The organism is Phormidium sp. CCY1219 (genome assembly GCF_055795085.1).
Genome location: NZ_JAYFEQ010000282.1, coordinates 1 through 26,529, shown reverse-complemented (window position 1 = coordinate 26,529; position 26,529 = coordinate 1). Strand labels below are relative to the sequence as shown.

At 49.7% G+C, this 26,529-nt stretch carries 18 protein-coding genes and 1 pseudogene; 11 read left to right on the top strand and 8 right to left on the bottom strand.

Annotated elements, in window-relative coordinates:
- Window positions 1-1,373, bottom strand: a pseudogene (locus tag AC0QH1_RS04295) (hypothetical protein); the annotation flags it as partial.
- Window positions 1,374-2,298: 925 nt separating this feature from the next.
- On the opposite strand from AC0QH1_RS04295, the gene AC0QH1_RS04290 reads away from it, so the two are divergent.
- Window positions 2,299-2,424, top strand: coding sequence for a hypothetical protein (locus tag AC0QH1_RS04290; RefSeq protein WP_324629644.1), 126 nt, complete (start codon window positions 2,299-2,301; stop codon window positions 2,422-2,424).
- Window positions 2,425-2,495: 71 nt separating this feature from the next.
- On the opposite strand, the gene gcvP is transcribed toward AC0QH1_RS04290, so the two are convergent.
- Window positions 2,496-5,438 (bottom strand): aminomethyl-transferring glycine dehydrogenase, encoded by a 2,943-nt coding sequence (gcvP, locus tag AC0QH1_RS04285; RefSeq protein WP_324629642.1) that lies wholly within the window; start codon window positions 5,436-5,438, stop codon window positions 2,496-2,498.
- Between the two features lie 576 nt (window positions 5,439-6,014).
- The gene (gcvH, locus tag AC0QH1_RS04280; RefSeq protein ID WP_324629641.1) at window positions 6,015-6,404 is read right to left on the bottom strand and encodes a glycine cleavage system protein GcvH; all 390 of its coding nucleotides are present in this window, start codon (window positions 6,402-6,404) and stop codon (window positions 6,015-6,017) included.
- Window positions 6,405-6,685: 281 nt separating this feature from the next.
- On the opposite strand from gcvH, the gene AC0QH1_RS04275 reads away from it, so the two are divergent.
- The 3 genes from AC0QH1_RS04275 (at window position 6,686) to AC0QH1_RS04265 (ending at window position 11,118) form a co-directional block, all read left to right on the top strand.
- Window positions 6,686-7,096, top strand: a complete 411-nt coding sequence (locus tag AC0QH1_RS04275; protein WP_324629639.1) for a hypothetical protein — start codon at window positions 6,686-6,688, stop codon at window positions 7,094-7,096.
- A gap of 721 nt (window positions 7,097-7,817) precedes the next feature.
- Window positions 7,818-9,059, top strand: coding sequence for a formate-dependent phosphoribosylglycinamide formyltransferase (gene purT, locus AC0QH1_RS04270; protein WP_324629638.1), 1,242 nt, complete (start codon window positions 7,818-7,820; stop codon window positions 9,057-9,059).
- Window positions 9,060-9,318: 259 nt separating this feature from the next.
- Entirely contained in the window at window positions 9,319-11,118 is a 1,800-nt protein-coding gene (locus AC0QH1_RS04265) for a mechanosensitive ion channel family protein (RefSeq protein ID WP_324629636.1), read from the top strand.
- A gap of 336 nt (window positions 11,119-11,454) precedes the next feature.
- Here the strand turns inward: AC0QH1_RS04265 and AC0QH1_RS04260 are convergent, their stop codons facing one another.
- The 3 genes from AC0QH1_RS04260 to AC0QH1_RS04250 are packed head-to-tail and all read right to left on the bottom strand — an operon-like array spanning window position 11,455 to window position 14,077.
- The gene (locus tag AC0QH1_RS04260) at window positions 11,455-12,036 is read right to left on the bottom strand and encodes a DUF421 domain-containing protein (RefSeq protein ID WP_324629635.1); all 582 of its coding nucleotides are present in this window, start codon (window positions 12,034-12,036) and stop codon (window positions 11,455-11,457) included.
- 18 nt (window positions 12,037-12,054) lie between these two features.
- The gene (locus AC0QH1_RS04255) at window positions 12,055-12,963 is read right to left on the bottom strand and encodes a metallophosphoesterase (protein ID WP_324629634.1); all 909 of its coding nucleotides are present in this window, start codon (window positions 12,961-12,963) and stop codon (window positions 12,055-12,057) included.
- 46 nt (window positions 12,964-13,009) lie between these two features.
- Entirely contained in the window at window positions 13,010-14,077 is a 1,068-nt protein-coding gene (locus AC0QH1_RS04250; RefSeq protein WP_324629632.1) for an ion channel, read from the bottom strand.
- A 602-nt stretch (window positions 14,078-14,679) separates the two neighbouring features.
- On the opposite strand from AC0QH1_RS04250, the gene AC0QH1_RS04245 reads away from it, so the two are divergent.
- Window positions 14,680-15,105 carry a hypothetical protein gene (locus AC0QH1_RS04245; protein ID WP_324629630.1) on the top strand — a complete coding sequence of 142 codons (426 nt, stop codon included), beginning with the start codon at window positions 14,680-14,682 and terminating at the stop codon, window positions 15,103-15,105.
- 464 nt (window positions 15,106-15,569) lie between these two features.
- Entirely contained in the window at window positions 15,570-16,274 is a 705-nt protein-coding gene (locus AC0QH1_RS04240) for a T-complex 10 C-terminal domain-containing protein (RefSeq protein ID WP_324629629.1), read from the top strand.
- Between the two features lie 310 nt (window positions 16,275-16,584).
- Here the strand turns inward: AC0QH1_RS04240 and ccmS are convergent, their stop codons facing one another.
- Entirely contained in the window at window positions 16,585-17,007 is a 423-nt protein-coding gene (gene ccmS / locus AC0QH1_RS04235; RefSeq protein WP_324629628.1) for a beta-carboxysome assembly chaperone CcmS, read from the bottom strand.
- 123 nt (window positions 17,008-17,130) lie between these two features.
- Entirely contained in the window at window positions 17,131-18,942 is a 1,812-nt protein-coding gene (locus tag AC0QH1_RS04230) for an ABC transporter ATP-binding protein (protein ID WP_442957277.1), read from the bottom strand.
- Between the two features lie 641 nt (window positions 18,943-19,583).
- On the opposite strand from AC0QH1_RS04230, the gene cofH reads away from it, so the two are divergent.
- The 5 genes from cofH to tilS all read left to right on the top strand — a co-directional run bounded on the left by cofH (window position 19,584) and on the right by tilS (window position 26,442).
- Window positions 19,584-20,735 (top strand): 7,8-didemethyl-8-hydroxy-5-deazariboflavin synthase subunit CofH, encoded by a 1,152-nt coding sequence (gene cofH, locus AC0QH1_RS04225; RefSeq protein ID WP_324629627.1) that lies wholly within the window; start codon window positions 19,584-19,586, stop codon window positions 20,733-20,735.
- Window positions 20,736-21,287: 552 nt separating this feature from the next.
- Window positions 21,288-23,063 carry a DUF3352 domain-containing protein gene (locus tag AC0QH1_RS04220; protein WP_324629626.1) on the top strand — a complete coding sequence of 592 codons (1,776 nt, stop codon included), beginning with the start codon at window positions 21,288-21,290 and terminating at the stop codon, window positions 23,061-23,063.
- Window positions 23,064-23,339: 276 nt separating this feature from the next.
- Window positions 23,340-24,449 carry a c-type cytochrome biogenesis protein CcsB gene (gene ccsB, locus AC0QH1_RS04215; protein WP_324629625.1) on the top strand — a complete coding sequence of 370 codons (1,110 nt, stop codon included), beginning with the start codon at window positions 23,340-23,342 and terminating at the stop codon, window positions 24,447-24,449.
- A gap of 147 nt (window positions 24,450-24,596) precedes the next feature.
- The gene (locus AC0QH1_RS04210) at window positions 24,597-24,887 is read left to right on the top strand and encodes a KGK domain-containing protein (protein WP_324629624.1); all 291 of its coding nucleotides are present in this window, start codon (window positions 24,597-24,599) and stop codon (window positions 24,885-24,887) included.
- A 535-nt stretch (window positions 24,888-25,422) separates the two neighbouring features.
- Window positions 25,423-26,442, top strand: a complete 1,020-nt coding sequence (gene tilS, locus AC0QH1_RS04205) for a tRNA lysidine(34) synthetase TilS (RefSeq protein ID WP_324629623.1) — start codon at window positions 25,423-25,425, stop codon at window positions 26,440-26,442.
- Window positions 26,443-26,529 lie beyond the last annotated feature (87 nt).

Genomic DNA, 26,529 nt, shown 5'->3' with positions numbered 1-26,529 from the left:
GGTTCTTCGCCACTACCATCGGTGGGTTCTTCGCCACTACCATCGGTGGGTTCTTCGCCACTACCATCGGTGGGTTCGCCACCACCGGATCCGCCGCCATCGGTGAAGTCGGGAATCGCTGGCAAATCGCCGGCATCTTCTATGTCATCACTCGCATCTTCGTCGGCATCTTCCGCGTCTTCGCCAGAATCTTCCGCGTCTTCGCCAGAATCTTCCGCGTCTTCGCCAGAATCTTCTACATCTTCGCCGGAATCTTCTGCGCCTTCGCCATCTTCTAGGTCATCTTCTTCTTCGCCGCCAATCAGTTCTTCACCTTCTTCGCTGGTGAAGAATGCGCTCAGGGTCTCTAACCCAATTTCGACTAAGCTGGAGACGCTGAAGATGCTGGTGATTTGAGTGACGCTAAAGGAGAAGTTAAACTCGCGATTTTCACTTAACCCAAAGTTGAGGAAGTGATCCGCCGCCGTGGTTTCACCCTCGGAAACTGCATTTGCAACATCCGGGTTGAGTTGCAAGTAGGAATTGGCGTTAAAGAAGCGGTTGAAGCTACGATTCTCGAAGCGCCCAAAGTTGAAGAAGTGCGAAAATACGCTCGTTTCACCTTGGGATACGGCTTCGGAAACATCTGGGTTTTGCTCCAGATAAAAGCCGACGTTAATGAAGGGATGGAACGCGCGCGCTTCAAATTTTCCGAAGTTTTTGAAGTGTTTGAAAACAGTCGTTTCGCCACTGGAAACGGCTTGTTCTACATCGGTATTTTGCTGCAGGTAATAGCCGACATTCACGTAGCGGTTGAAGGACCGCTGTTCAAACTGCCCAAATTTGTAGAAGTGGAAAGCAGCAGTGGTTTCGCCATTAGCGACGGCTTCGGCGACGTCCGGATTTTCCGCCAAATAAGTTTCTTCGTCGAATACATCAGAATTTTCGATGTCTTCAACTTCCGCCATTTCTTCCGGCGTCATTTCCATTCCGGAATCATCCATTTCGGACTCATCCATTTCGCCGTCTGCAGTGGTTTCTTCTGCAGTGGTTTCCATTGTAGGTTCTTCTGCAGTGGTTTCCACTGTGGGTTCTTCTACGGTTTCTTCTGCAGTAGGTTCTTCTGCAGTGGGTTCCACTGTGGGTTCTTCTACGGTTTCTTCTGCAGTGGGTTCTTCTGCAGTGGGTTCCACTGTGGGTTCTTCTGTGGTGGTTTCTGCTGTGGGTTCTTCTACGGTTTCTTCTGCAGTGGGTTCCACTGTGGGTTCTTCTGTGGTAGGTTCCGCGACAGGTTCGCTGACATTGGCTAATTCTGCGTCGGTCGGTTCTTCAGTGGTGGTTTCTTCTTCGGTGGTGCCGTTTACGATGTCGCGTACTTCTTGTTCGCTAAGCATAGGAAAACTCCGTTATCGAGAATAAATTTCGATGGTTGTTTGAGTTGAGGAATCTGTCAAAAGCCAGTTCCGTTTCCGGTTTGGACTTCACAGCGTTGGCAACTTTCGGTCTTAATTCCTTGTCAGCCAAGGGACTTTTGGGTGCAATTTATAAAGGGGAAAGAGCCTCAACTGGAGAGGAAAACCTCTCAGGTTATTCGACTCTTGGAATTCATCGAGATGCGTTTGTTTTTTTGATTCCCTGATTTTAAAGTTTGTTCCCGATCGCCTGATTGGACAATCGTACATGGAAACAGGCATCAATCTGTATTCCCTTTGGCTTGTTGTTGGAAAGGACAGTCGCCTCGCCATCAATGTTCCCTGGTTTTCTTAGACTGACTGGCTTGCGGATTGTTTCCGAAAAATCTTATTTTTGTTTTGGGATGCCAAGGCGACACCTTATTAATATGCGTACTGGAGCTGACAGTGGATTTTGGTGCTTTTTCGCCTCTTGTCAGTCTAGCAGTTTGGGCGTTTTCATGCAAACTGTCTCCTTAATTTAAGAAAATTTTTATCCAAAATAGATGGATTTACCGAGCTTTTTTTTGTTCCCTTTATTTTCTCCGTAATTCCACGTAAATCTCAAATAATTTAAAGTTTTAATAACTCTCTGCTTAACAAATAATCACAGTTATAAAGGAGGGCGAGCAAAGGCTAAATCAATAAAAATTTGCCTCGTTCGGCGCTCCTTTATCTGACGGTTGTTTTCCGCTCCTGCGGCTGATTTAAACCCCAGCAGAACTGTCATGTGGGAAGGTGAGTGTAAATCGCAGTCTCAAAAACACAGCCATGATTTTCAGGAAGATTTCTGGCACAGAGACGAGGGTGGGGGATGGAGAGTTCCCTCTTTTCCTCAGAAGCGCAAAAAATGGGGGATGGATAGAGAGTGACTATTCTATGTTGGCAAAATAAACAACAGGCTTTTGCCGGAAAAAAACGCCGATATAAGCGAGCCGATCGCGTCACCGAAACTCTGAGAAACCCCGCCCAAATCAAACCTCCCTCCAGATAAAAAATTTATCTGGAGGGAGGAAAAAAACAGGCGAATTGGGTTAAAACACAACCCGCGATCGCCGCACCTACTTATGCCTCAGAATAAGCATCCATTGGCAAACAAGCGCAAACCAGATTGCGATCGCCAAAGGCATTATTCACCCGACCCACCGGTGGCCAGAACTTGCGATCGCGGATCCAGGGGGCCGGATAAACCGCAGCTTCCCGGGTATAGGGACGATCCCAATCCGTAGCGATCGCCACTTCCGCCGGATGCGGTGCATTCTTCAACACATTATTATCCCGGTCCGCCTGACCCAACTCGATTTGCTCGATTTCGTGACGGATCGAAATCATCGCATCGCAGAAGCGATCGAGTTCCTCCTTCGACTCGCTTTCCGTAGGTTCCACCATCATCGTTCCCGCCACCGGCCAAGACACCGTAGGCGCGTGGAAGCCATAATCAATCAAGCGCTTCGCAATATCATCCACCTCAATCCCGGCAGTTTTCTTCAGCGATCGCAGGTCCAGAATGCACTCGTGGGCCACCAAACCGGCCTTACCCTTATAAAGCACCGGATAATAAGACCCCAACCGAGACGCAATATAATTCGCATTCAAAATCGCCACCTTAGTCGCCTCACTCAGACCTTCCGCCCCCATCATGGCAACATACATCCAAGAAATCGGCAGAATGCTAGAACTGCCCCAAGGTGCAGCCGACACCGCAGAAATCCCCTGCGATCGCCCCATATCCACCACCGAGTGTCCGGGCAAAAACGGCACCAAATGGGGCATCACCCCAATCGGTCCCATCCCCGGGCCGCCGCCACCATGCGGAATGCAGAACGTCTTGTGCAGGTTCAAGTGGCACACATCCGCCCCAAAATCTCCGGGACGACATAACCCCACCTGGGCATTCATATTCGCCCCATCCATATAAACCTGCCCGCCGTGGGTATGAACGATTTGGCAAATCTCCTCAATCCCTTCCTCAAATACCCCGTGAGTGGAAGGATAAGTCACCATCAGCGCCGCCAAGTTTTGGCGGTGCTTCTCGGCTTTTGCCTTCAAATCCTCTAAATCAATATTCCCCTGGTCATCGCAACTCACCGGTACCACTTTCATCCCGGACATCACCGCACTCGCCGGGTTGGTTCCATGCGCCGAGGTGGGAATCAAACAGACATTCCGATGACCCTCGCCGCGCTGTTGGTGATATTCCCGAATTACCAGCAGTCCGGCATATTCCCCTTGCGACCCCGCATTGGGCTGCAGGGAAATCGCCGCAAAGCCGGTAATTTCCGCCAGCCATTCCTCTAACTGTCGGAACATGGTCTGATACCCCTGAGTTTGCGAGGTGGGGGCAAAGGGGTGAATCTTGCCAAATTCCGGCCAAGTTACGGGAATCATTTCCGCCGCTGCATTCAGCTTCATCGTGCAAGACCCTAACGGAATCATCGAAGTGGTTAGGGAGAGGTCTTTGGCTTGCAGGCGGTGCAGATACCGTAACAGTTCGGTTTCCGAGTGATAGCGATGAAACACCGGATTGGTCAGATACTCGCTGGTGCGCGCAAAGGGAGCCTCAAATTCTCCTTTAGCTTCCCCTGCCAGTTCTTCTACAGTAAACGGCAGGTCTGCGGTGCCGGCGAAAATCTGCCACAAGTCTACCAGGTCTTCGACGCTGGTGGTTTCGTTGAGGCTAATCCCCACCGTGGTGCGATCGAAGGTTCGCAGGTTAATTTGTTTGCTGTCGGCGGCGGCGAGAATCTCCTCGAGGGATTTGGAGCCTAATTCCACGCGCAGGGTGTCGAAGAAGGGCGCGGATCCGATATCGTATCCGAGACGCTTCAATCCTTGGGCGAGAATTTCGGTCAGCCGATGCAGGTTTTGGGCAATTCGTTTGATGCCCTCGGGCCCGTGATAAACCGCATACATGGATGCCATCACCGCAAGCAGCACTTGGGCGGTACAGATGTTGCTGGTGGCTTTTTCCCGGCGGATATGTTGTTCGCGGGTTTGCAGGGCCAGACGCAGGGCGGTTTTGCCTTGGGTGTCTTTGGAAACGCCGACAATCCTTCCGGGGACTTGCCGTTTGTATTTTTCCCGGGTGGCAAAATAGGCGGCATGGGGTCCGCCGTATCCCAGGGGAACTCCGAAGCGCTGGGTGTTGCCTACGGCTATATCGGCTCCAAATTCTCCGGGGGGCGCTATCAGGGCTAAGCTCAAGAGGTCGGCGGCGACGGTGACTAAGGCCCCGGCATCATGGGCTTGTTGGATAAAGTCGCGATAGTCGTACAGGGTGCCGTCGGTGGCGGGGTATTGCAGCAGGACGCCAAATACCGGGCGATCGAAGCTGAAGGTTTGCGGATCGCCGACGATAATCTCGATGCCGAGGGGTTGGGCACGAGTTTGCACCACTTCGATGGTTTGCGGGTGGCAGTGTTGGGAGACGAAAAAGGCGTTGGCTTTGGTTTTGCACAAGCCATAGCTCATGCTCATGGCTTCGGCGGCGGCGGTGGCTTCGTCTAAGAGGGAAGCGTTGGCAATCTCGAGTCCGGTAAGGTCGATGACGAGGGTCTGAAAGTTCAGCAGGGCCTCGAGTCTGCCTTGGGCAATTTCGGCTTGATAGGGGGTGTAGGCGGTGTACCACCCGGGATTTTCTAAGATGTTCCGCTGAATGGCAGGGGGGGTGATGCAGTCGTGATACCCCATGCCAATGAAGGAACGGTAGATTTTGTTTTGGGCGGCGATTTTTTGGAGCCGATCGAGGGCTGCGTATTCGCTGGCAGGTTGCGGCAAGTTGAGGGGGCGATCGCGTCGAATGCTGGCGGGTACGGTTTGCTCGATCGCGGCGTCTAGGGTGGAAAACCCGATCGCTTTGAGCATTTGGTCGATTTCTTGGGGCGATGGCCCGTTATGCCGTCGGACGAAAGAATCGGAGGAAATTAGTGGATCTGCAGTGGATTGGGTGGTCTGTTTCACGGGTTGGGTTACTTCTGCGTGGTTGATTGTGGTTTTCGACTTCAGCATAGAACTCCGATTTCTTAACGTCTTAACCTGTGTAGTTTCTGCCCGGTTGTCTTGTTTTGGGGTTCTGGTTTCTGGATAGGGGTTGATTCCCCCACGGTCTGGGTCGGGAATGTTGGCAATCTTCCAATACCCAGTTAACCGCCTACACTTCTCTATTATTGTGCAACAATTTCGGTCGCCTTTCTAGGGCAATCCCGACCCTGGGTGCCCTGTGAAGGGTTGATTTTTGCCTGCAAAAGCGCTGCTGTACTTAGGGTAGGGGCGATCGCTTGGGGAGGGAAAACTCCTGCCCGGTTGCGTTTTTTGTTTCGATTCTGACAGCTTTCCCCTGGCAAATAAGGTTCCGGATACTCTCTGATGCCTTATCTGTCAGGGGAAATTGTTATGCCGATGAATGCGATCGCCTCTCGGGTGGGTGGGGATTTCTCTCGGACTTTGGGGGGCTACGCAGTGGCTGCATCTGGGGATGGAGTGCCTGCGCCGCTCAATTTTATTTCCCCAAAATACTCTGTCTCTCCAACCCCCTGTGGTGGTGGCGCGATCGCTCATTCCTCTGCGCTTTGCGACAGCTTGGTTTTACTCTCCCTCGACTTGTGCCCGATATTCTTCGGCAGACATCGCCTCTTCGAGTTCGTCGGGATCGTTGACGCGCACTTTGAGCAACCACCCTTCTCCATACGGATCGTCGGCGATCGCTTCGGGGGCGTCAATGATTTCGCTGTTGCGATCGACTACTGTCCCGGATATGGGGGCGTAAAGGTCTTCTACGGCTTTCACTGATTCTATGGTGCCAAAGGTCTCTCCTTTGGTCAGTGCTTCGCTTAAATCGGGCAGTTCCACAAATACGATGTCTCCGAGTTGGTCGATCGCAAATGCGCTAATGCCAATTGTGGCGATTTCGCCGTCGAGTCGAACGTACTCGTGGGAGTCTAGATATTTCAGATCTTCTGGATATTCGAGAGCCATTTGTTTTCCTCACACTTAAATCACTTCGTCAGGGATTTGCCTCAGCCTGAGTTTACCTTTGCCTGTCCGTTCGACTAGACTCGGGTTCACTCGCGCAACCCACTGTCTGCTTCCCCTCAACCTTACTTTCGGCGCGCAACTCCTCTCGGATTTCTCGCCTGGATTTGGTTTGGGTCGCTACTGACAGTTTGGCGAAAACGATGAAGCCATCAACAATCCGCCCTCTGCTCGAGGACTCGAACCCCATTGCACCGCCAAGATTGCCTTTCCATCATAGAAAGGTGCCTTCTGCAAGGCAATCTTTTTTCTCGGTTTTTGTCAATTGTCGGGTTTCGCTTTCTTTTCGGGGGGAGGAAAGGTTCGGAAGCACTGGGGCGATCGCTTCTGCCATTTCTCCTGATTTACCCCCAGTCTATTCTTATTACCACATCTTTCTCTATGGGTCAAGTCTTTCGGCAAATTTAATGTTGCAGATTGACAACTTTCACAAAAATGAGCGATCGCTTGCTTCTCGGGTCTATGGTTGTCAATCTGCTATCTGTGCTTTCCCTTCCCCAAACCCAGAGGCGATCGAGTCTAAAATCCACAGCATACCGACAGTGCCTAATATCGCCTCGATGCAAAAGGTCGATGGCGATCGAAGCGAACTCCCAGAGGTGGAAAGCACAGATTGTTTTGTTTGTGAAAATTAAAACGATCCGATGCCAATGCTGTATTCTTGCATTGGCGGCGATCGCCTTTTTTTCGATTGTCTCTTAAACTCCTCGATATCCCCTCCGAGAGCGATCGCCTCCCAGTGAAAATCGGCACAAAATTTTCCCTGCTTTCATCATCGGGTTTGGCAAATGAAAAGAGCGTTGCACGAGGGGCAACGCTCTTTTCTCAAGAATATTAAAGGCAGGACAGGCGGCGAGCGATTTAATTGTTTTGCATCCTCGGCATGAGCGATAAAAAATTAGAGCCGAGGGAGGGAGTCGAACCCCCGCGCGTCGCGCAAATGAATCGCAAGTGCAACCACATGCAACAATCACTCCTCGCACAGTTCCTGCCCAGAGGCTTTTGTAACTTAGTCGCCGTTTAAAGCAACAAAACGAGGTAAAGATGATTTGAATGAGTGCAGTAGGACCGGCGGTTAGCATAACGACCGGCTTTTCCCAATCCTGGAAACAGGGTGTTTCGCGAGGCCGCATCCAACTCAGTTCCTACTGTGCTACAGCATAATACATTTTGCCGCTCGGTGTCAAGGGGATAGAGAAAAATTTTTTTTAATCGCTCCAATCCCTTGCAAATAAAGGTTTACAGGGTTTACTGACGAGGGATGCAGCTCCGAGGATGGCTGGAAGATAGCATCCCGCCGGTGGGGCATTCTGTTAATCATGTTACAAAAAAACCTGAAAAGTTGTAGCCACAGGGATGCCGAGGGGGGCTGAGGGCAAATATGCCGGGAGGGTCTACAATAGATGGACTTGTCGTCAATTGGGGATTCATAGAATGCGTGTGCCACAAAAATTGATGTTGCTTGGATCTGGCGAACTCGGGAAAGAATTTGTGATTGCCGCTCAACGATTGGGCAACTGGGCGATCGCGGTGGACCGATACGATAATGCTCCCGCCATGCAGGTAGCCGATGAAAAAGAAGTAATTTCGATGCTGAGTGGGGAAGAATTGCAACGGGTTGTGGACAAACATAAACCCAATTTTATCGTTCCCGAAATCGAAGCAATTAGAACCGAAAAGTTACTCGAACTGGAAAAAGAAGGGATTATTGTCATTCCCACTGCCAAGGCGACCAATTACACCATGAATCGCGATCGCATTCGAAATTTGGTATCGGGAGAGTTAAGAATTCGCACGGCCAAATACGACTATGCCAGCACCCTAGCCGAACTCATTCAAGTTTCCGAAAAAATCGGATTTCCCAATGTGGTCAAACCGGTGATGTCTTCCTCCGGGAAAGGACAGTCCATTGTCCGGGATGCCAAGGAAGTAGAAAAAGCATGGAAATACGCCCTAGAAGGGTCTCGGGGTCACAGTCAAAAGTTAATTGTGGAAGAGTTTGTAGATTTTGACGTGGAAATTACCCTGCTGACGATTAAGCAGTGGGATGGACCGACTTTATTTTGTCCGCCGATCGCCCATCGGCAAGAAAGAGGCGATTACCAAGAATCCTGGCAACCCGCCCCCATGTCCGAACAACGGCTGAAAGAAGCGCAGGCGATCGCCGAAAAAGTCACCAATGCTTTAGGCGGGGCGGGCATTTTTGGGGTCGAGTTTTTTATCACCAAAAATGAAGTAATTTTTTCCGAACTGTCTCCCCGCCCCCACGATACCGGAATGGTGACATTAATTTCCCAAAATTTGAACGAATTTGAACTGCATTTGCGCGCGATTTTAAACTTGCCAATCCCGAAAATCGAACAATTCTATCCAGCCGCCAGTGCGGTAATTTTAGCCCAAGAAAAATTAGATTCAGTTGCCTATGAAGGCGTTACCGATGCTTTATCAGAATCCGATGTAGACCTGCGATTGTTTGGCAAACCGGATGCGCGTCCCTTTCGGCGCATGGGAGTCACCTTAGCGAAAGGAAAGACCGTGCAAGAGGCGCGGGAAAAAGCCCTGAAAGCTGCCAGTAAAATTACTGTAGTCAGTGCATAATTCCCCAGGGTTTTGAATGACCGATTTTTGCATCTGTTCCCAGGTTCGTCCTGGGAACCCGTTTTAATTCTCCCTATGTGGAAAGAAGCGATCGCTTAGCCCGAGGTTTCACGCCGCACGGATTAAACCGGAAATGCGATCGAACTGAAATTTATTATCCAAGGTCTTCCCTTAGAGGGATGTTACACCGGTGCTAATCTGACTAATCTGCGATCGATATCGTTTGACCCGCGTATGACTGGGTGGAGGTTCGATCTGAATGAATTATGGAAATTTGCAAACCCTTTATCGCCGCGCGATCGCCGGCACCATCGGGAGGGTAAAAAAGCTGAAAAACCCAGCCAAATGTTGGCAAAAGCAAGGGATTTTTATCGCCTTTTTTATTACAACTTTCCTCTTGACGGTGGCGATCGCACCGCCAGCAACCGCCCAGTTTAATCAATCCAATTCTACTACCGTCAATCCCGTAACCGAATGGGTGCGATTAGATGGACACCCCGTGTTAGAAATTGCTGCACCAAAAGTTTCAATCACCAAGCGGTTGGAACGAATTGAAAATAAGTTGCAGAAAATCCGCAATGATTATCTAGACGCCGCTAGCGCTACGCCAGAAATCCTGGTGATGGAGCAAGAAAATACGAAGTTACCCGAAATTTACGTGAATGGTACGTATTTGCTGACCGTTACCCAACAAGATGCAAATCTGCTGGGAACTACACCTTGGGCGTTGGTGAAACAATTTCAAGAAGAACTGCCCCAAGCTCTCGAGCAGTCGCGCTTAGAACGACAACAAGAGTATAGTATCCGACAGTCTTGGATTGCGGCGGGAATTATTGTCGGTGCGATCGCCCTTTCATTTGTCCTGTTTCGCATCGGCCAAAAAATTGATGTGCCCCAATTTGCCGCCAATGTTATCTCTCATCACCCCATCACCCACAAACTCAATCGCGAACAAAAAGACAACTTGCAAAAAGTCGAGAAACACCTGATCGCAATCGCGCAAATTGCCATCTGGGTCAGTGCAATTGTGATAATTTTGGGGTTATTTCCCTATACTCGACCGTTCCAGGTTGCCGTTCTTTCTGCCCTAGAAATTCCCTTGATTATTGCCGTGGTGATTGTAGTCAGTTATGTGGGAACTCGACTCAGTTATATTGCCATCAACCGTGTGATTTCCAGTTTTGCCGAAAGTCAGATTATCAAGGCGCAAGATTCCCGCCGATTGGAATTGCGCGTTTCCACGATTTCCAGTTTACTCAAAAGTACGGCTTTATTCACCTGGATTGCGATCGGATCGATCGTCGCCCTGAGTTTGGTCGGCGTCAGTTTGGGCGCATTGATTGCGGGGGCAGGTGTGATTGGTTTGCTGATAACGTTGGGTTCGCAAAACTTAATCAAAGGCGCTATCAATAGCTTTTTCTTTGTGTTAGAAGACCAATTTGCCGTCGGGGATGTGATTGTGGTAGAAAATATGAATCAGTTGGGCGGCGTCGTGGAAGATATGAATCTGCGAATTACCCAACTGCGCGATGCTAAAGGACGATTGGTCACGCTTCCCAACAGCGAAATAAAATCCGTGGTCAATTTTTCTTATGAGTGGGCGCGATCGGATTTAAAAATTCCCGTTCCTTACAATACTGACATCAATCAGGTTATCGATGTCATTCATACCGTGGCGCAAGAGATGAATGAAGATCCAGACTGGAAAGAGGACATTCTCGAAGAACCGACACTGCTGGGCATCGATGATTTTAGCGATCGCGGTTTGCTAGTCAGACTGTGGATAAAAGTCAAACCGATGAAACAATGGGATATTTCGCGAGAATATCGTCGTCGGCTTAAATTAGCATTAGATTCGGAAAATCTTCACATTGGCCTGCATCAGGAGGAAATTTGGGTAAACCCGAATTTACCGATGCAAGTGACGATGAACGATAATAACAATACTATCAATGAACCGGGCAGCGAAGATGGCAATCAAGCCGTAAAAACAGGCCATCAGGGCAATGTAGATAATGCAAGAGAGCGAGACGATAGCGAGGGAGAAGAAAAATATTAACCCAACATTCCTCCACGACGCTGAGGCAGCAAAACCCCTGCCGATATAAACTTCCCGGGGCGGTAAAACTTGGCAATTGAACCGTCAAAATTGAGCTTAGAATTCCTTCTCAATTTCTGGCCTAACCCCTATTTGTTCTGAATCAACGTAGCCCCCGGGGAAGGGGGCGCGAGCTATATTTTCGGATAGAATGATATCGCGTCCGGTAAATGGCGAATTCAGGTAATCGATGGAAATCGCCCCGGGTTTTTCGGAGGCGGAGGAAAGTCGAATCCTCCTCCGCCCAGGCGGATTAATTTGTTTTTCTATTTATTCCGGCGGACGATATCGGAGCGCTCAGTTCAGTTGAATTCGCACGGTTTGCACCCCAGATTCTACGGGTAATTCTACAACGCTGGGGGGTTTGTCTTTTAGAATAATGCTAATTTCGCCGCTGGCTTCTAGCCGTGCTTGTTCGACTTGAGAAGGGTCGGTAAGGTTAGCTTTCAAGCGCAAAGAAGATTTTAAATCGCGATAACTGATATGACTTTTTTTCATGGCGGCGTGATTGATTTCCCCATCTTGAATTAACACATGCGATCGCCCCTTAATTAAAGGATCGAAACGGTCAAAATGAAACGCAATTAAGGCTAATAGCCAATGCAGCAGCACCAGTGCGAAAGCGGCTCCCAGGGTTTCAAAAAAAGGCGCACTGCCATTAATGGCGCGGCTTAAGGTGGAGCCTAAAATAATGGTTAAGAGGACATCTAAAGCCGCATGTTTGGCGATAAAGCGGCGATCGCCACCCACGCGCACCATCCCGAGGGCGATCGCGTAAATGACGATCGCCCGCAGTCCCATCTGCAACAAGGTGAGCTGCTGCGGATCCCGGCTGAGTCCCAGAGCCGAATTCATGGTATCCCCAATGACTTGAATCATCCGATGATTTCCTCCTGTCTACGAACCAACTGTATCATTGGGGCGCAGCGTAAACATAGTGATTTCCGGCGGACAGTTAATCCGCATGGGAAGAAGGCTAAACCCAATGCCGCGATTCACATAAAGTCGATTCCCTTCCGTTCCATATCCTTTATCGATCCAGCCATCAGCATGAACCTTATCTTGTTTCACAAAGCTCAACCAAGAAGATTGCGGCGTCAAGGGCAAGCGAATTTGTCCGCCGTGGGTATGTCCGGCAACTGCGATCGGGGCGGTTTGCGCCGCAAATTCCGCAAAGGAGTTGGGATTGTGCATCATCACAAAGCGAGGTGCGGCGTCGGGTACATCGGCAAAGGCAACTTGCGGGCGATCGCGACCGGGCCAGTCTGCCGCAATTCCCACCAAATAAAGCGGTTCGGTGTTTTCCCCAGGCAGGAATACCCTCGCGGCTTCATTTTCTAGAACCGACACTCCCATCGCTTCGAGTTCTCCTTCCAACTGTTGCGCCACCCGTTCTTGTGCTTCCCCATCGGGAGAACTCATACTGTAATCGTGATTTCCTAACACGGCATAGGTCGGAATCCCTGCATCCACAAGCGGACGCAGCAACTCAGTCACTGTACCAATCTCTGTCTCCGGATCGGGCAAAGTATGATAGACAAAATCTCCGATAATTAAAGCAAACGCCGGCTTTTCTTCCACCAACTCTTGGATGCTGCGGCGCACGGTATTGGTATTGTCCAACCACATTCCTACCTGAAAATCTCCTACGACTCCCACCTTTTGTCCCTCCCATGCTTCGGGAAGATTGGGAATCGTAGCCACTTCTTCTTGTTTGTCGATAAAATACGGTTCTATTAAGCCCCAAAGGATGAAAATTACTAAAATTCCTAGAAAACTCAGTAAGATGTATTTCAGTGCTTTCATTCTATTGCTCCTATTTTTTAATCACATTGCATCCGCGATCGCCCGGTTAGTGAAGTTCCGCATCGTCTATGATGCTTTCGTCATCTAACCAGGTGCCGCGATTGGTGGTTTTCATTGACGCAACGGCATCCCACGTCCAGCCATCATGTTTCACCAGAGCCAACAATAACTGTCGGCGAATTGTGGCATGCTTCGTATTGTGCCAAAACTGTTCGTCACTGACAGTGGGAATGCCTTCCTGAGCCAGCATCTCTAAAGGCGGAAGCGGCGGAGTTTCTGATGCGGGTTCGATATAGGCGGATTTGAGAGTTTTCAAAAATCCCGAAACCGCACGTCGTGCGGGTCGAAGTGCCGCTGGATCCGGCTGGTTTTTCTCCGGAACTCCGTAATACAGCAGAGTTAAAGCGTCATCTAAGGTAACAATGCTTAAGGCAAAAACTTTCGAGCGCTCCACACTGTGAAAGTAATTCAGAATGGGATAAGCGAGATAACTTTCTGCCATTTGGCTCATCATCGCAGTTAAAGTAATTAAGTGCTGATCGAACTGACCGAAATTTTCCCCATTCCAAGCGCGCAGGATTATTTCGTCCGGCGTACCCCCTAGACTGGTAATGTATAACGCAATTTGGCGTTTTAGTACCACGGCGGAAATCACGGGCAATAAATAGGCGATCGCCAGGGTGACTAAAAAAAAACCATTGGCAGAAGCCACTGCCGTTGCGAACTGCCAAATTCCAGTAGCTGGCTGAAAATCTCCCAACCCTAAGGTAGAAAGCGTATAACCCATAAAATAAATTCTTTCCCCTATCGTGGCGGGAATTTTCGTTGTGGAATTGACCACCGCTTCATCAAACGAGCAAAACACCATCGTCCATCCCACCCACGTCAAAAATAACCAAAGCAAGGCAATGCCAACCAGCAAAATCCAGCCGAGAAGGGTCAAAAAGCGGTGGTTGGAATGCTTGCGATTAAAGCGAAGACCCATTTTCCAGGCTCCACGGCATAACTTTCCCGTTAAAGGTCCGGCACCGCCGGCGGTCAAACTCGTAACTAACACATCTGCCATTACAATCACTAAAATTAATAATCCTAGAAAAATGATTAAAATTGGCATGGGCAAACCTCTTCTGCAACGGCGATAAAATCCTATCCTAAGACTGACTACAATTGCCTCTATCGATAGGGGGAGATTCTACTTTTTCAAAAGACGCTTGAACGGAGCAAAGCTGATTTTTACCTCATTGAGGGGATTGGGTAAATTCTCGTTTCTATATTTTAGATAGTTTCTTCGCACGGGCCGACTGGCAGAAGCACATCTGGTAGGATGGGCGACAGATTCTCACGTTTTTATACAAATATCCCGTATGTCGCACCAGCCGATCGCCTTCAACTTCGGGGGAGGCGGTGTGGCGGCATAAGCCTTTCTTAAGTCAGGCTAAAACTTTTCTTAACCCCATAACAATTCCGGTCAAACCCTTTATAATCAATATGGCTTGAGTTGTTTTTGTTCGTAAAAGAAAACCCGGGTGGATGGCCATCGTCCTCCACCCGCTTTCTTAATTCGATCGCGATAGAGGAGACTCCATGCAACATCCCACAGTTCATCTGCCAAACAATAGGCGCATAACCCGCGCGACTTTCACAAATATCAACTTCTGGAGATGGGGGCAAATTTTCGCCACCGTGGCGATTCTCGCCGGGTGTGGCGATCCTCAGATGACTCGGGAAAGCGAAACTCCCACAACTCCCCCCACGCTCAATCCCGAAACCACGAGCGAAAATGTCGGCGATCGCGGGCTAGAAAACTTGCCCGATGGCGAGTATTTTTACGGGCAATCTCCCACTCCGGATGCACCGGGTCAGCTTTATGTGGTGTTCCGCAAAACCGCTAATTCGATGAGCGGATTAAAATACGCTTTCCAAACCGATAATAGTGGGTGTTTTCAAGGAATAGCTCAAGGTGAGAAAGTGGTTGACCTGCAAGGAGCGTATGCACAACCCTCTCGTGATGGCCTTCAATGGTCGATGGAGCAAAACTTAGAACCGCTTGATTTAACGGGATTTCATTCCATAGGATTTGAAAATATACCGGATTATGCCCAGCAGAGCTTTCAACAGTGCGTGGCAATTTTTGCGGAATAATTCGGCAAACATAGCCAAATAAATTGCAAAATAAACACTGGTTTTGTCAATCAAATTTCACCAATAAATCGCAATCGCAAGTTTAAAAAATCGGGGGCATGGAAGGGTGCCCCTTTTTTGTCAGGGTTTGGAAACCGCATCGCTCTTGACATCAGGAGTTTTTAGTTCGCTCTGGATTGTTTGGTAATTTATGTCTCGTAAGGGTTTTCAACAAATTTCAAACCTATAGTGTTCGATGGCTGTTCGGTTTAAAAGCGAATAAACGCAGCGAAAATCGCTCTTTCGGATGAGGGAAATAATCTTTCGGATGAAAGAGGCGATCGCCCTCAACAATTTGTCAAAATAGAACTAAAAGTACCCAGACTGAGGACAATATTCTTCATGGCGCTCGAAAATTTGCCAAGGGTTGCCCTCGGAACGAAAGAACGTGAAATATTTTAGACTTGCGGAGGTTTATCGCTCAAATGTTAAAACAATTATCTTTACCCCTAGCAATCTCGGCAGGATTGATGGTGTTGATGCCGATTGGCGAAAAAGCAGCAAGGGCACAGGACTATCCCGGCTGCTATATGGTTAACCCGCGAGGCAATGTGATAGACTTAGATCGCTATTGCGAGTACGATCGCGCTCCCGAAAGCAGGGGGGAAGCGAACCGACCCGAAAGCAGGGGGGAAGCGAACCGACCCGAAAGCAGGGGGGAAGCGAACCGCGATCGAGCGCCCGGACAGCCCACCCCAACGGGCGATGAGGCTTCCCAGTCCGGGGAAACCACCCAGCGAACCCTCGCAGATGGCACCACAATTATCACTCAACCCAATGGTAGAACCATTGTCATCTTGCCCGATGGTACTGTGAGAGGTATCCCGTCACCCCAGGGATCGGGTGCCAACCGCCGCGATGGGGCTACCGATAGTATGAATCCCTCAACCGGCAACGCGGGTGAAGGAAGGGTCAGAGGTACCCCGGCTACGGAGCGATCGGGTGCCAACCGCCGCGATCGATCCACTGATGCCTCCACTCCTTCAATCGAGCAACTCTCCGATGACACGGTAATTAGAAATGTCCCCCAGGAAAGGAGGAACCCCGAGGGGCAAAGTCCCTTGATTCAGGAAGACTTTCCCCCGGGCACCGAAATCCGGTTGCCCAACGGAACCGTTATCGAATATTAGAAAGAGGCGGTCATCTGCGCCCACCCGAGAGACAACGAAGAGTCGCTGAGGTTGGTCAAATCCAGCGCAGGCGGTAGGGAGTTCGAGAAAATAATACCGAATCGAAGAATTATATCCCTGTTTTCAATGAATAGTACCCCTGTGTAGAGGTGCGAGCGACTCCCTTGCTATTTTTGAAGTAGAGAAGGAGTCGATCGCCGATTTCAAACAATACTTTTACCACTCAAATGGAACGACTGTATCGAGTTTAGAGAATTAACCGCAATAGGGAATAATACCACCTATAAAATCCTTTGGCTACAGTCGCTCCTTACCCTTGCAGGCGGTTTTCCAAGCGTTCGATTAATGTCTGCACGTCATGTCCCATACGCTCAAAACAAACCGGGGGCGGGGGGTCGATTTCAAATTCAATCACCTTCACTTGACCGTTGCCAATTCCAACGAGCAACACTTCTGTTTCGGGGTTAAAGTTTTCCACTACCCCAATCATTTCTGCAAGTTTGTTATTGACTTTGCCATTTAATTGAGCGATCGCCGCTTTCGGACAATACACGAAATGCGGCCTCGGCGACATATCGATACCGATAACGCTGTCGTTGTGTTGGTTTTCCAACCACAATCCCCAAGACAATGCGGCCAATTCTTCTTGATTGGCTTTGGCAAAATCCGCTAACTGACCCCGCCATTGGTCTTCCGCTTTTTCGGGTTGATTGCTACCCACTAAGTTAATCATTTTTTAGCTGTCTATTCCCGTTTGGCCTTCATTGGTTGAGAGTCGGGTAAGCCATGCCCACCCTATCCCAGGTTATTTTATCATAGGATTAACAGGGCAATGCTGGGGCTAAGCCATCGTCTTTCAGGTTTTCATTCCCATTTGTACTCGCCACAGACTCGCGTATATGCCATTTTGGTCTAATAGGTCTTCGTGAGTGCCGGATTCGATTAATTTGCCGCCCTGCATCGCGTAAATGCAATCTGCATTTCTCACCGTAGAAAGACGATGAGCGATCGCGATCGTGGTGCGATTTTGGGTAATCCGGTCTAGAGAGCGTTGAATCGCCGCTTCGGTTTCATTGTCCACAGCGGAGGTTGCTTCGTCAAGGATTAAAATTGGCGGATTTTTTAAAATAGCGCGAGCGATCGCCACTCGTTGTCGTTGTCCGCCGGATAACTTTTGTCCTCGTTCTCCCACAATCGTCTCGTAACCTTGAGGCAATGCCATAATAAACTCATGGGCTTCTGCCATTTTTGCCGCCGCGATCGCCGACTCAAAACTGGCATCAAAACTCCCATACATAATATTTTCTGCCACAGTTCCGCGAAACAAAAAAACATCCTGACTGACCAATGCGATCGCGCGGCGCAAATCGCCCAGCTTAAGTTCCCGAATGTCAATTCCATCTAATGTAATGGTGCCCGATTGAATTTCATAAAGTCGCAGCAATAGCTTCACCACCGTACTTTTGCCCGACCCGGTAGCCCCGACAATGGCAATCGTTTTTCCAGCGGGAATTTCCAGGGACAAATCCTGCAAAACCGGCGCGCGATCGCTATAGGAAAAACTTACATTGTCCAACTTTAATTCTCCCCGCACCGATTCCAGGGTTAACGGCTTTTCCCCGCGATGAAGCGCGATGGGAGTATCGAGCAAATTCATCACCCGGGTAATCGAAGCCATGCCCCGCTGATATAAATCTAGGGTCTGTCCTAAGCGGGTTAAAGGCCAAAGTAGTCGTTGAGTTAAAAATACCAAAACGCTATAGGTACCCACCGCCAAATTGCCTTCCACCACGGCTAGTCCGCCATAAAGCAAAGTCCCGGTAAATCCAATTAAAATAATTACGCGAATTAACGGAACAAATGCGGCAGAAAAAGCAATCGCGCGACGGTTGCTTTGACGATAGGCTTGGCTAAAGCGCGCAATGCGTTTGACTTCATATTTTTCGGCAGTAAAGCTTTTAATTGTGGTCATTCCACTTAAATTATTGGCCAGTTGACCGTTGAGCAAGCTGACATTTTCTCGCACCTGGGCATACCGAGGCGCAAGACGACGCTGAAAGGCGATCGACCCCCAAATAATAAATGGCATCGGCAACATGGCCATCCAAGCTACACTGGGTGCTAAAATAAAAAAGGCAGTGCCGATAACCACAACCGTGGTGGAAACCTGTAAAAGTTCGTTCGCACCCACATCGAGAAAGCGCTCTAATTGATTGATATCATCGCTTAAAATCGACATCAAACCGCCAGTAGAGCGTTCTTCAAAATAGGCCAATTCCAGTTCTTGCAAGTGGGCGTAGGCATCGAGGCGCAAGTCGTGCTGTAGGGATTGAGCGAGATTGCGCCACAAGCAAGCGTAAGCGTATTGAAAAACCGATTCGAGTCCCCACACGATAAAAGTGATGAAGCTCAGCACCACCAGTTGCGAGAAGATATCTTGAATGCCAAATTCGGCAATTAAAGAATCTTGCTGGTTGACTACCACATCCACTGCAGCGCCGATTAAAGCTGGCGGGGCGAGATCGAACAGTTTATTGAGAATCGAACAGGCGATCGCTAGCCAAATTTGCCCGCGATAGTGTTTCCCGTAGCTCAACAAACGTGGCAATGGATGCCCCATTTTTGCCCGAGTCAATTCAAAAGAGCGATTTCGCGAAAATCGAGTCATCGAGTTAAAATCATAAACAACAAAATCAGCCTATTCTCTTGAGGATATAATACGCTAATGGCCTAGCAAAAACTCAATTCTATCAGGGGAAAATAAAGAATATAAAATAGAAAGTTTAATGGAGCGTCGAAAAAGGCATCGAGCTAAAAAGATATTTGTCGAATCGCTTCATGGGACTGATGCAGAAATTCTTAAGAGGTGAGGACTGTGGCCTGAGTTGGAAAATTAGAAGGGGAAAGGGGGAAAGATTATGCCAATTTGGAATTTATCGGCTGACAAGCGTATTGCCGCAGAACCCATTAAAGATAAAATTAAGTATTCTTTCAAACGCTCCTATTACCGAAAAGCGGTGGGGGGAGTTAATACTCAATCGTCTGTTCCAATATAATGAACCAGGCACGCCGGAGGATTTCGGGCGGTGGGTGACGGGGAGTAATCTTAAATCATATCTGGTTCATATGCGAGTCGATCGCTCCTCCTGGGTCAAAAATCACCCCCATAGGATGCAATGGCTAGAACGATTACCACCAGAAAGCGATCGCGAATCCTCCACCCGCGACCTCCCAGGTTAACCCCCCATTTCTCAAACCGAGGTGTTTTTTGTCACAATAAACCACAGTAACTCCTTACTTTATTAACCCGTGACTGCTATATCTGTAAATTCCATTCTCGATCGTGCCCTCGCCGATCGCGATCTGTCCCCCGCAGACGCGGCGATCCTTCTGCAACAGAAGGAGCCGGCACAAATCAGCGCCATTCGCGAAGCGGCGGATGCCTTGCGTCAGCGACAAGTCGGCGATCGCGTCACCTATGTCATCAATCGCAATATCAATTTCACCAATATCTGCGAACAGCATTGTAATTTCTGTGCCTTTCGCCGCGATCGCGAAGATGAGGGTGCCTTTTGGTTAGATTGGGGCCAAATTCTCGAAAAAACTGCCGAGGCGGTTCGCCGAGGCGCGACCGAAATCTGCATGCAAGGAGGATTGAATCCCGAAGCCAAAATCCGAGGCGCATCTTTACCTTATTATCAAAAACTGGTTCGCACGATTAAAGATGAATTTCCTCAACTCCACCTGCACGCTTTTTCTCCCCAAGAGATCCAGTTTATTGCCCGAGAGGATGGATTAACCTATCGGGATGTTATCGCTGCCCTCCAGGAAGCGGGCGTGGGATCCATGCCGGGAACGGCGGCAGAGATTTTCGACGATCGCCTGCGACAAATCATCTGCCCGGAAAAAATTAATACCGCCACTTGGCTCGAGATTGTCAGTACCGCCCATCGTCTGGGAATGCCCACCACCAGCACCATGCTGTGCGGTCATTTGGAAACCCCCCAACAGCAGATAGAGCATCTCGCCAAGTTGCGATCGCTGCAACAAACCGCGATCGCCGAGCAATATCCCGCCCGAATTACCGAATTTATCTTACTTCCATTTGTCGGCGAACAAGCACCCGCCCCCTTACGCCGTCGCGTCAGTCGCGATCAACCCAACTTATCCGACACCCTCCACTTAACCGCTGTAGCGCGCATCTTCCTAGGAAAGTGGATTCCCAATCATCAACCCAGTTGGGTTAAACTCGGTTTAAACGGTGCCACCACCGCCCTCGACTGGGGATGCAACGATATTGGCGGCACATTAATGGAAGAACACATTACCACAATGGCAGGAGCAAAAGGCGGTAGCGCGATGGAACCGCAAACATTACAACAGGCTATCCGTTCCAGCGGGCGTTCCTATCAACAACGCGATACACTCTATCAGCCAGTAGAAAAGACGGTTTGTTGTTGAAAACCTACCACTACCAACGGTTAAAAACACCGAGCGCGCCTGCAAAATACCTCCAGGGTATCACATTTGTTGGCGTGCTTCTTGTTAGATTGCACCCGGGTGCTGGATAGCTATTCTCGTTAGAGATGAACGTAAAATAACCAAAAAATTGTTAGGATTAAAGTTAGGAAACGCTCGATTTTGCCGATTTTATTTCTGAGTCAAAAATGGGCAATGGCTAAAAATATGAATCTCCACCGGGAGAGGGTAATAAGAGGAAAGTAGCGGGTATACCGCTACTTTCTGGAACCCAACGAGGCAAATACTGTGATGAAATATCCTTTTTAGAACAGAAAAATTAACCGAAGATTTTGCAAAAGAGCGATCGCCCCACCGGATACCCCAAACCGCGAATAGCGACGGTCTGCAAAATCCCGGGAGAATGTGTTTGCGAAAAGCAGCACTAGGGGGGGCGGTTTTGTTGTTAAATTAGAGTCGTTAAGGCAACCCAACCGAACCTGCCCCGATCGATAAACGATTGCACTCTCGTTGCTGAGGCGCTGTGACAACATCATGTCTGAACCCAAACAAATCGAAACCAAGAAAGCCCCCATCTCCATTGCCCTAGCTGCTGCTGCGGTTCTGGTGATTGGTGGCGGTATTATCAGCTTTTGGTCCATCGTCCAACGGCGAAGCGCACCCGATGTACCGGTGGGAACCGAAATCCTACCCCAGGATGCGCTAATGGCCATTTCCTTGACCACCGATGAGAGTCAGTGGCGGAAATTGCGCGAATTTGGCACCCCAGAGAGTCAAGCATTGCTGGATCGATACCTCCTGCAGTTGCGCGATCGCTTCTTAAGTGTCAACGGCTATAACTACCAGCAAGATATCCAGCCTTGGGTCGGTTCGGAAATCACCGTCGGCTTCTTGCCCCCCTTTCCCGTACCCATCGGCAACGACAAAACCGATTCCACCCCATCTGCAGCGCGCTTTTCCGGTCAGCACTCTGTAGTCATGGTGTTACCCATTAACAATTCCTTGCGCGCCAAGCAAGTCTTAGAAAAAGCCCAACCCCCGCAAAATGGCAGATGGGTGAACCGCACCTATAAAGACGTGGAAATCAAACAGATGCAGGGAGTGCCCGAAGAGAATCAATACGCCGTAACCGTACTCGACGGACGCTATTTGGTCATCAGCAACGACAGCCCCACGATAAGCCGCATCATTGACACCTACAAAGGCGCACCGGCTCTAGCGGACATGGCAGGGGCAACGAAAGTCTGGCAGCGACTAGAAGCCTCGCGACCCTTTGCGCGGTTATTCATCAACGTGCCGATAGCGGCGGCAGTTGCTTCATTAAACTCAGCCAACCCGAACCCGAAAAAGATAGCCACACAGCAGCACAATCAAGGATTTGCCAGCACACTCACCCTGGAGTCAGACGGTATTGGTCTCGACAGTATGGCGTGGCTCAAACCGGATAGCGAGCTCAAATACACTGTGGAAAATAACGCCAGAACGATGGCAACTCGCTTACCCGCAGACACGTTAATGATGATTTCGGGCAGCAACTTGCAGCAGTTGTGGTCCGACTATACCGCAGGCGTGGACGCCAATCCCATTTCTCCTTTAGATCCGCAATGGCTGCGACGCTCGATTAAAAGTACCACCAACCTCGATTTAGAGAAAGATTTGCTCAGTTGGATGGCGGGGGAATTTTCCTTCTCGATCGTTCCCCCAGTGAAGGGAAGTAACGCCAGATATCCAATTGGGGTACTGTTTATGGTGCAAGCCAGCGATCGCCGCGCCGGTGAAGAAACGCTGAAAAAGCTCGATCGGGCAATGAGCGAGGAATATAACTTCACGGTGGAAGAAACCCAACTCGCATCGCAACCCGTGGTGCAGTGGACATCCCCCCAAAAATCCCTCTCCGTGACCCACGGATGGTTGAATGGCAATGTGGCGTTTTTAAGTTTTCTCGCACCGGTGGGCGAAGCGATCGTTCCCGCCCCCAAACAACCCCTCGCCATGAGCGAACAATTCCAAGATATCGTGCCGTTAGAACTGATCCCCAACAACGGTCACTTTTTTATGGATGTGGAGCGCGCCATCCAGACCGAAACGCCCAGTTGGATTCAATTGCCTTCCCAACAACAAATCCTGATCGATGCCATACAAGCTATCGGCGTTAGCACCGCAGTGGAAAGCGATCGCACCACCCGCTATCAGGTATTTGTCCGTTTGAACAAAGCAGGCAAACCCAAACCTTTACCCACTCCTGCCAGCGAAGACCCTCAAAATTCTACACCTCCCAGCGCTCCGGCAACCCCAAGCGACGATTCCTAAACGGCACCCAGGCTAACAGCCCGAAAACTGCGATCGCTAGTGGGTTGTGCCCCCCGGTGGGGCATAGTGGGCCAGCATTTTCCGAACCGGTTCTACTGAAGCGACGCGATAGGGCTAAGGGCGCGATCGCCTACCGGGCCAGTCACTTCAGACCCTGCTGGTGAGTCTGGGACGATTTGAATCGGTAGTTTTATCTCCGTGAAGGCGGCAAGAATCGGTACGATAGAAAGAAATTACGAAACCTTATCGATTCGACAACAAGAGGGGAGAACGCTTGTGGATTTGATTATCCTGCAAAACTGGCTTGATAATGCTTCATTTGCTGTTTTATTCATCACCATGTTGATGTATGGAATCTCGGCTGCGTTTCCGGGGGTTCCGTGGTTGTCTGCCATTGGTACCAGTGGGATGGCGATCGCCAACCTGTGCATCGCCACTCTACTGGGCGCACGCTGGATCGAAGCCGGATATTTTCCGTTGAGCAATCTGTATGAATCCTTGTTTTTCTTGGCATGGGGGATTACTGCAATTCATCTGATTGCCGAAAATATGAGCCGCAGTCGCTTAGTGGGCGTGGTCAGTGCCCCCGTGGCAATGGGCATTACTGCCTTTGCTGCCCTGACTTTACCCGAGGAAATGCAATCCGCCGCACCTTTGGTTCCGGCCCTGAAATCCAATTGGTTGATGATGCACGTCAGCGTGATGATGCTCAGTTATGCCACCTTGATGGTGGGGTCTTTGTTGGCGATCGCCTTTTTGGTGGTCACGCGCGGGCAACATGTGGAATTGCGCGGCAGTTCGATCGGCAACGGTGCCTATCGCAACTCTAACTACCGCACCCATCGTCCCGCCCAACCAATGGAAACTCTCGATCGCACCACTTTAGACCCACAGACTGATTCGAGTAATGGATCTTCCCCCGTGGCGGTTCGCGAGAATAATGGCAGTGCTGTTGCCGGTAATGTGGCGGTGTTGGATTTGGTGGAAGTGGAAACTCCCCAAAAATTAGAGGCGATCGATTCCCACAGGGAAGCAAACACCAGCCCACCTCTGTCCCCACAACGTCTCAGTCTCGCCGAAACTCTCGACAACATCAGCTATCGCATCATCGGATTGGGATTTCCCCTACTCACTATCGGCATTATCGCCGGTGCCGTCTGGGCCAACGAAGCTTGGGGATCTTACTGGAGTTGGGATCCCAAAGAAACCTGGGCGCTAATTACCTGGCTTGTCTTTGCTGCCTATCTCCATGCTCGCATTACCCGAGGATGGCAAGGTCGTCGTCCGGCAATTTTAGCCTCAACTGGTTTTGTGGTTGTCTGGATCTGTTATCTTGGGGTCAATCTTTTGGGCAAAGGGCTGCATTCCTACGGTTGGTTTTTCTAAGCCTTGAACCGTTAACTCTCAGAGTCACTCGTCTCCTGTCCGGCAATCTCCACTGGCTCACAACCGGGCGGAGTCTCGGGTAAAGACGAGTGACTCCCAAGTCAAACGCATCCCAACCCTGTCAAACTTTAGAACGCGGAGATAGAGATGGATCGTAAATTCGAAACCCTAGGAAATGAGGACGTTCTGTCTACCAGTGGCAGTAATTTAATGTTTCAATGTACGTTCAAAGTCAGTGAATTTATGGATTTGCTCCAAACGAAGTTAGAAGAGGAAAGCTTGTTCGCTGGCGGTCTAGACTGTGAAGTGTTAAGTCCGGGCCAATATTGGCGGCGCGGCAAAGTTCAACTGCGTCTGGAGTTTTGTCCGGAGGAAAGTGACCCTACTCCTGCTGTCTCTCCCGGCATCGCCGAACCTTCTTCTCTTCCTAATGAGTAAGCGCAACTTCAGCAATTTTGCATAGGACTTTAAACCGGGATGCGTGCGGCGTATTATGTGGTATTTTGCGTTAGTTAGTTGGAAATAAAAATAGCGATCGCACGCATCCTTATTCCGGTTAACGCCCCGGCTTCCGGAAAGTTTTTTCTGAACTCAAAAAGGTGTATGCATAAAATTAAAACTTATATTTCGAGCGGTTATCATACTTTTTAAACTAAAAATTTTAGGGTTATTCAACCGGGCGTTCGGGTCCCTCCTTTACCCTTCTTTGTTGGCGTGTAAATTGACATTCAATGTCATTTTATCCCGGTTTTTGGGAACGGTAGAAAAAATTAGCTGAGAGGGTTGATTAATCCGGAATCCCTCTGTCAAATATATGGCTAACATTATTCAGTTTTATGAGGACGGAGGCTTGCCTACCCCCGATTTCTAATCGCCGGGGTGGTTTAAATCGATATGGGACGGATTTGGGATCGAACACGAAAGGTTAAAGCTAGAGAACTGAGCAAGGGTTGCGGATGTGGATGGGGAAAGCATGAACCGATGGAGTTCTGTTCACGCCAGAGTACATCAAACTCTGCGCCAGAGGCAATTATTGCCAAAGGGCGATCGCCTGTTGCTGGCGGTTTCTGGGGGACAAGATTCGTTGTGTTTGGCGCAATTGCTCCTAGACTTGCAGCCCAAATGGGGTTGGATCCTAGGGGTCGCTCATTGCGATCATGGCTGGCGTGAAGACTCGCGAGCCAATGCAGAATATGTGGAAACCCTGACAAAGCGCTGGCAGATGCCGTTTTATTTGCAAGCGGCATCCCATCAAGCACTCAAAAACGAGGCACAGGCGAGACAGTGGCGATATGAAGCGTTAAAAGCGATCGCGGACGAGCATGAGTATTGCACCATCGTCACCGGACATACCCAAAGCGATCTTGCAGAAACCTTTTTGTTTCATGCCATTCGCGGAACCGGTGCCGATGGACTACAGGCGATCGCCTGGGAGCGGTTTTTAGAGGGTGGCATTCGACTGGTGCGTCCTTTATTAGGCGTAAGTCGTTGGGAAACCGAGGCGTTTTGTCATCAAGCCGACATTGAGGTTTGGGAAGATGCCACCAACCGGGATTTAAAATATTCGCGCAATCGCATTCGCCAGGAATTATTACCCTACTTGCAAACCCACTTTAATTCCAGCGTGGAACAGCACTTAGCTCGCACTGCCGAACTGTTGCGCGCTGATGTGGAGTTTTTGCAAGCGGAAGCCCAGGGGCTACTGGAATCTTCTATATACCAAACCGATGAAAAAGTCAAGTTTTCTGGGGAAAAAGGTAGAACGGTAGAAGCAGTGCGCCTCAATCGCCGCATATTGAGCGCTGCCTCTCTAGGGATTCAGCGACGAGCGATGCGGCAACTTTTGCAGCAACTTCTTCCCAGCGCACCGACTTTCGACCATGTGGAAAAACTGACCCACCTGATTAACGCCCCCAACCAAGCGCGCACGGATCCGTTTCCGGGGGGAGCGATCGCCCGAGTGGAAGGGCACTGGATCGTCATCGAAAATTAGGGTTGGTAAGGGGACGGATGGAAACCCCTGTCATTCATGCACGGGGAGGAATCCGTCCCCTTACACAAACAGCAGCCCAACAGGGCT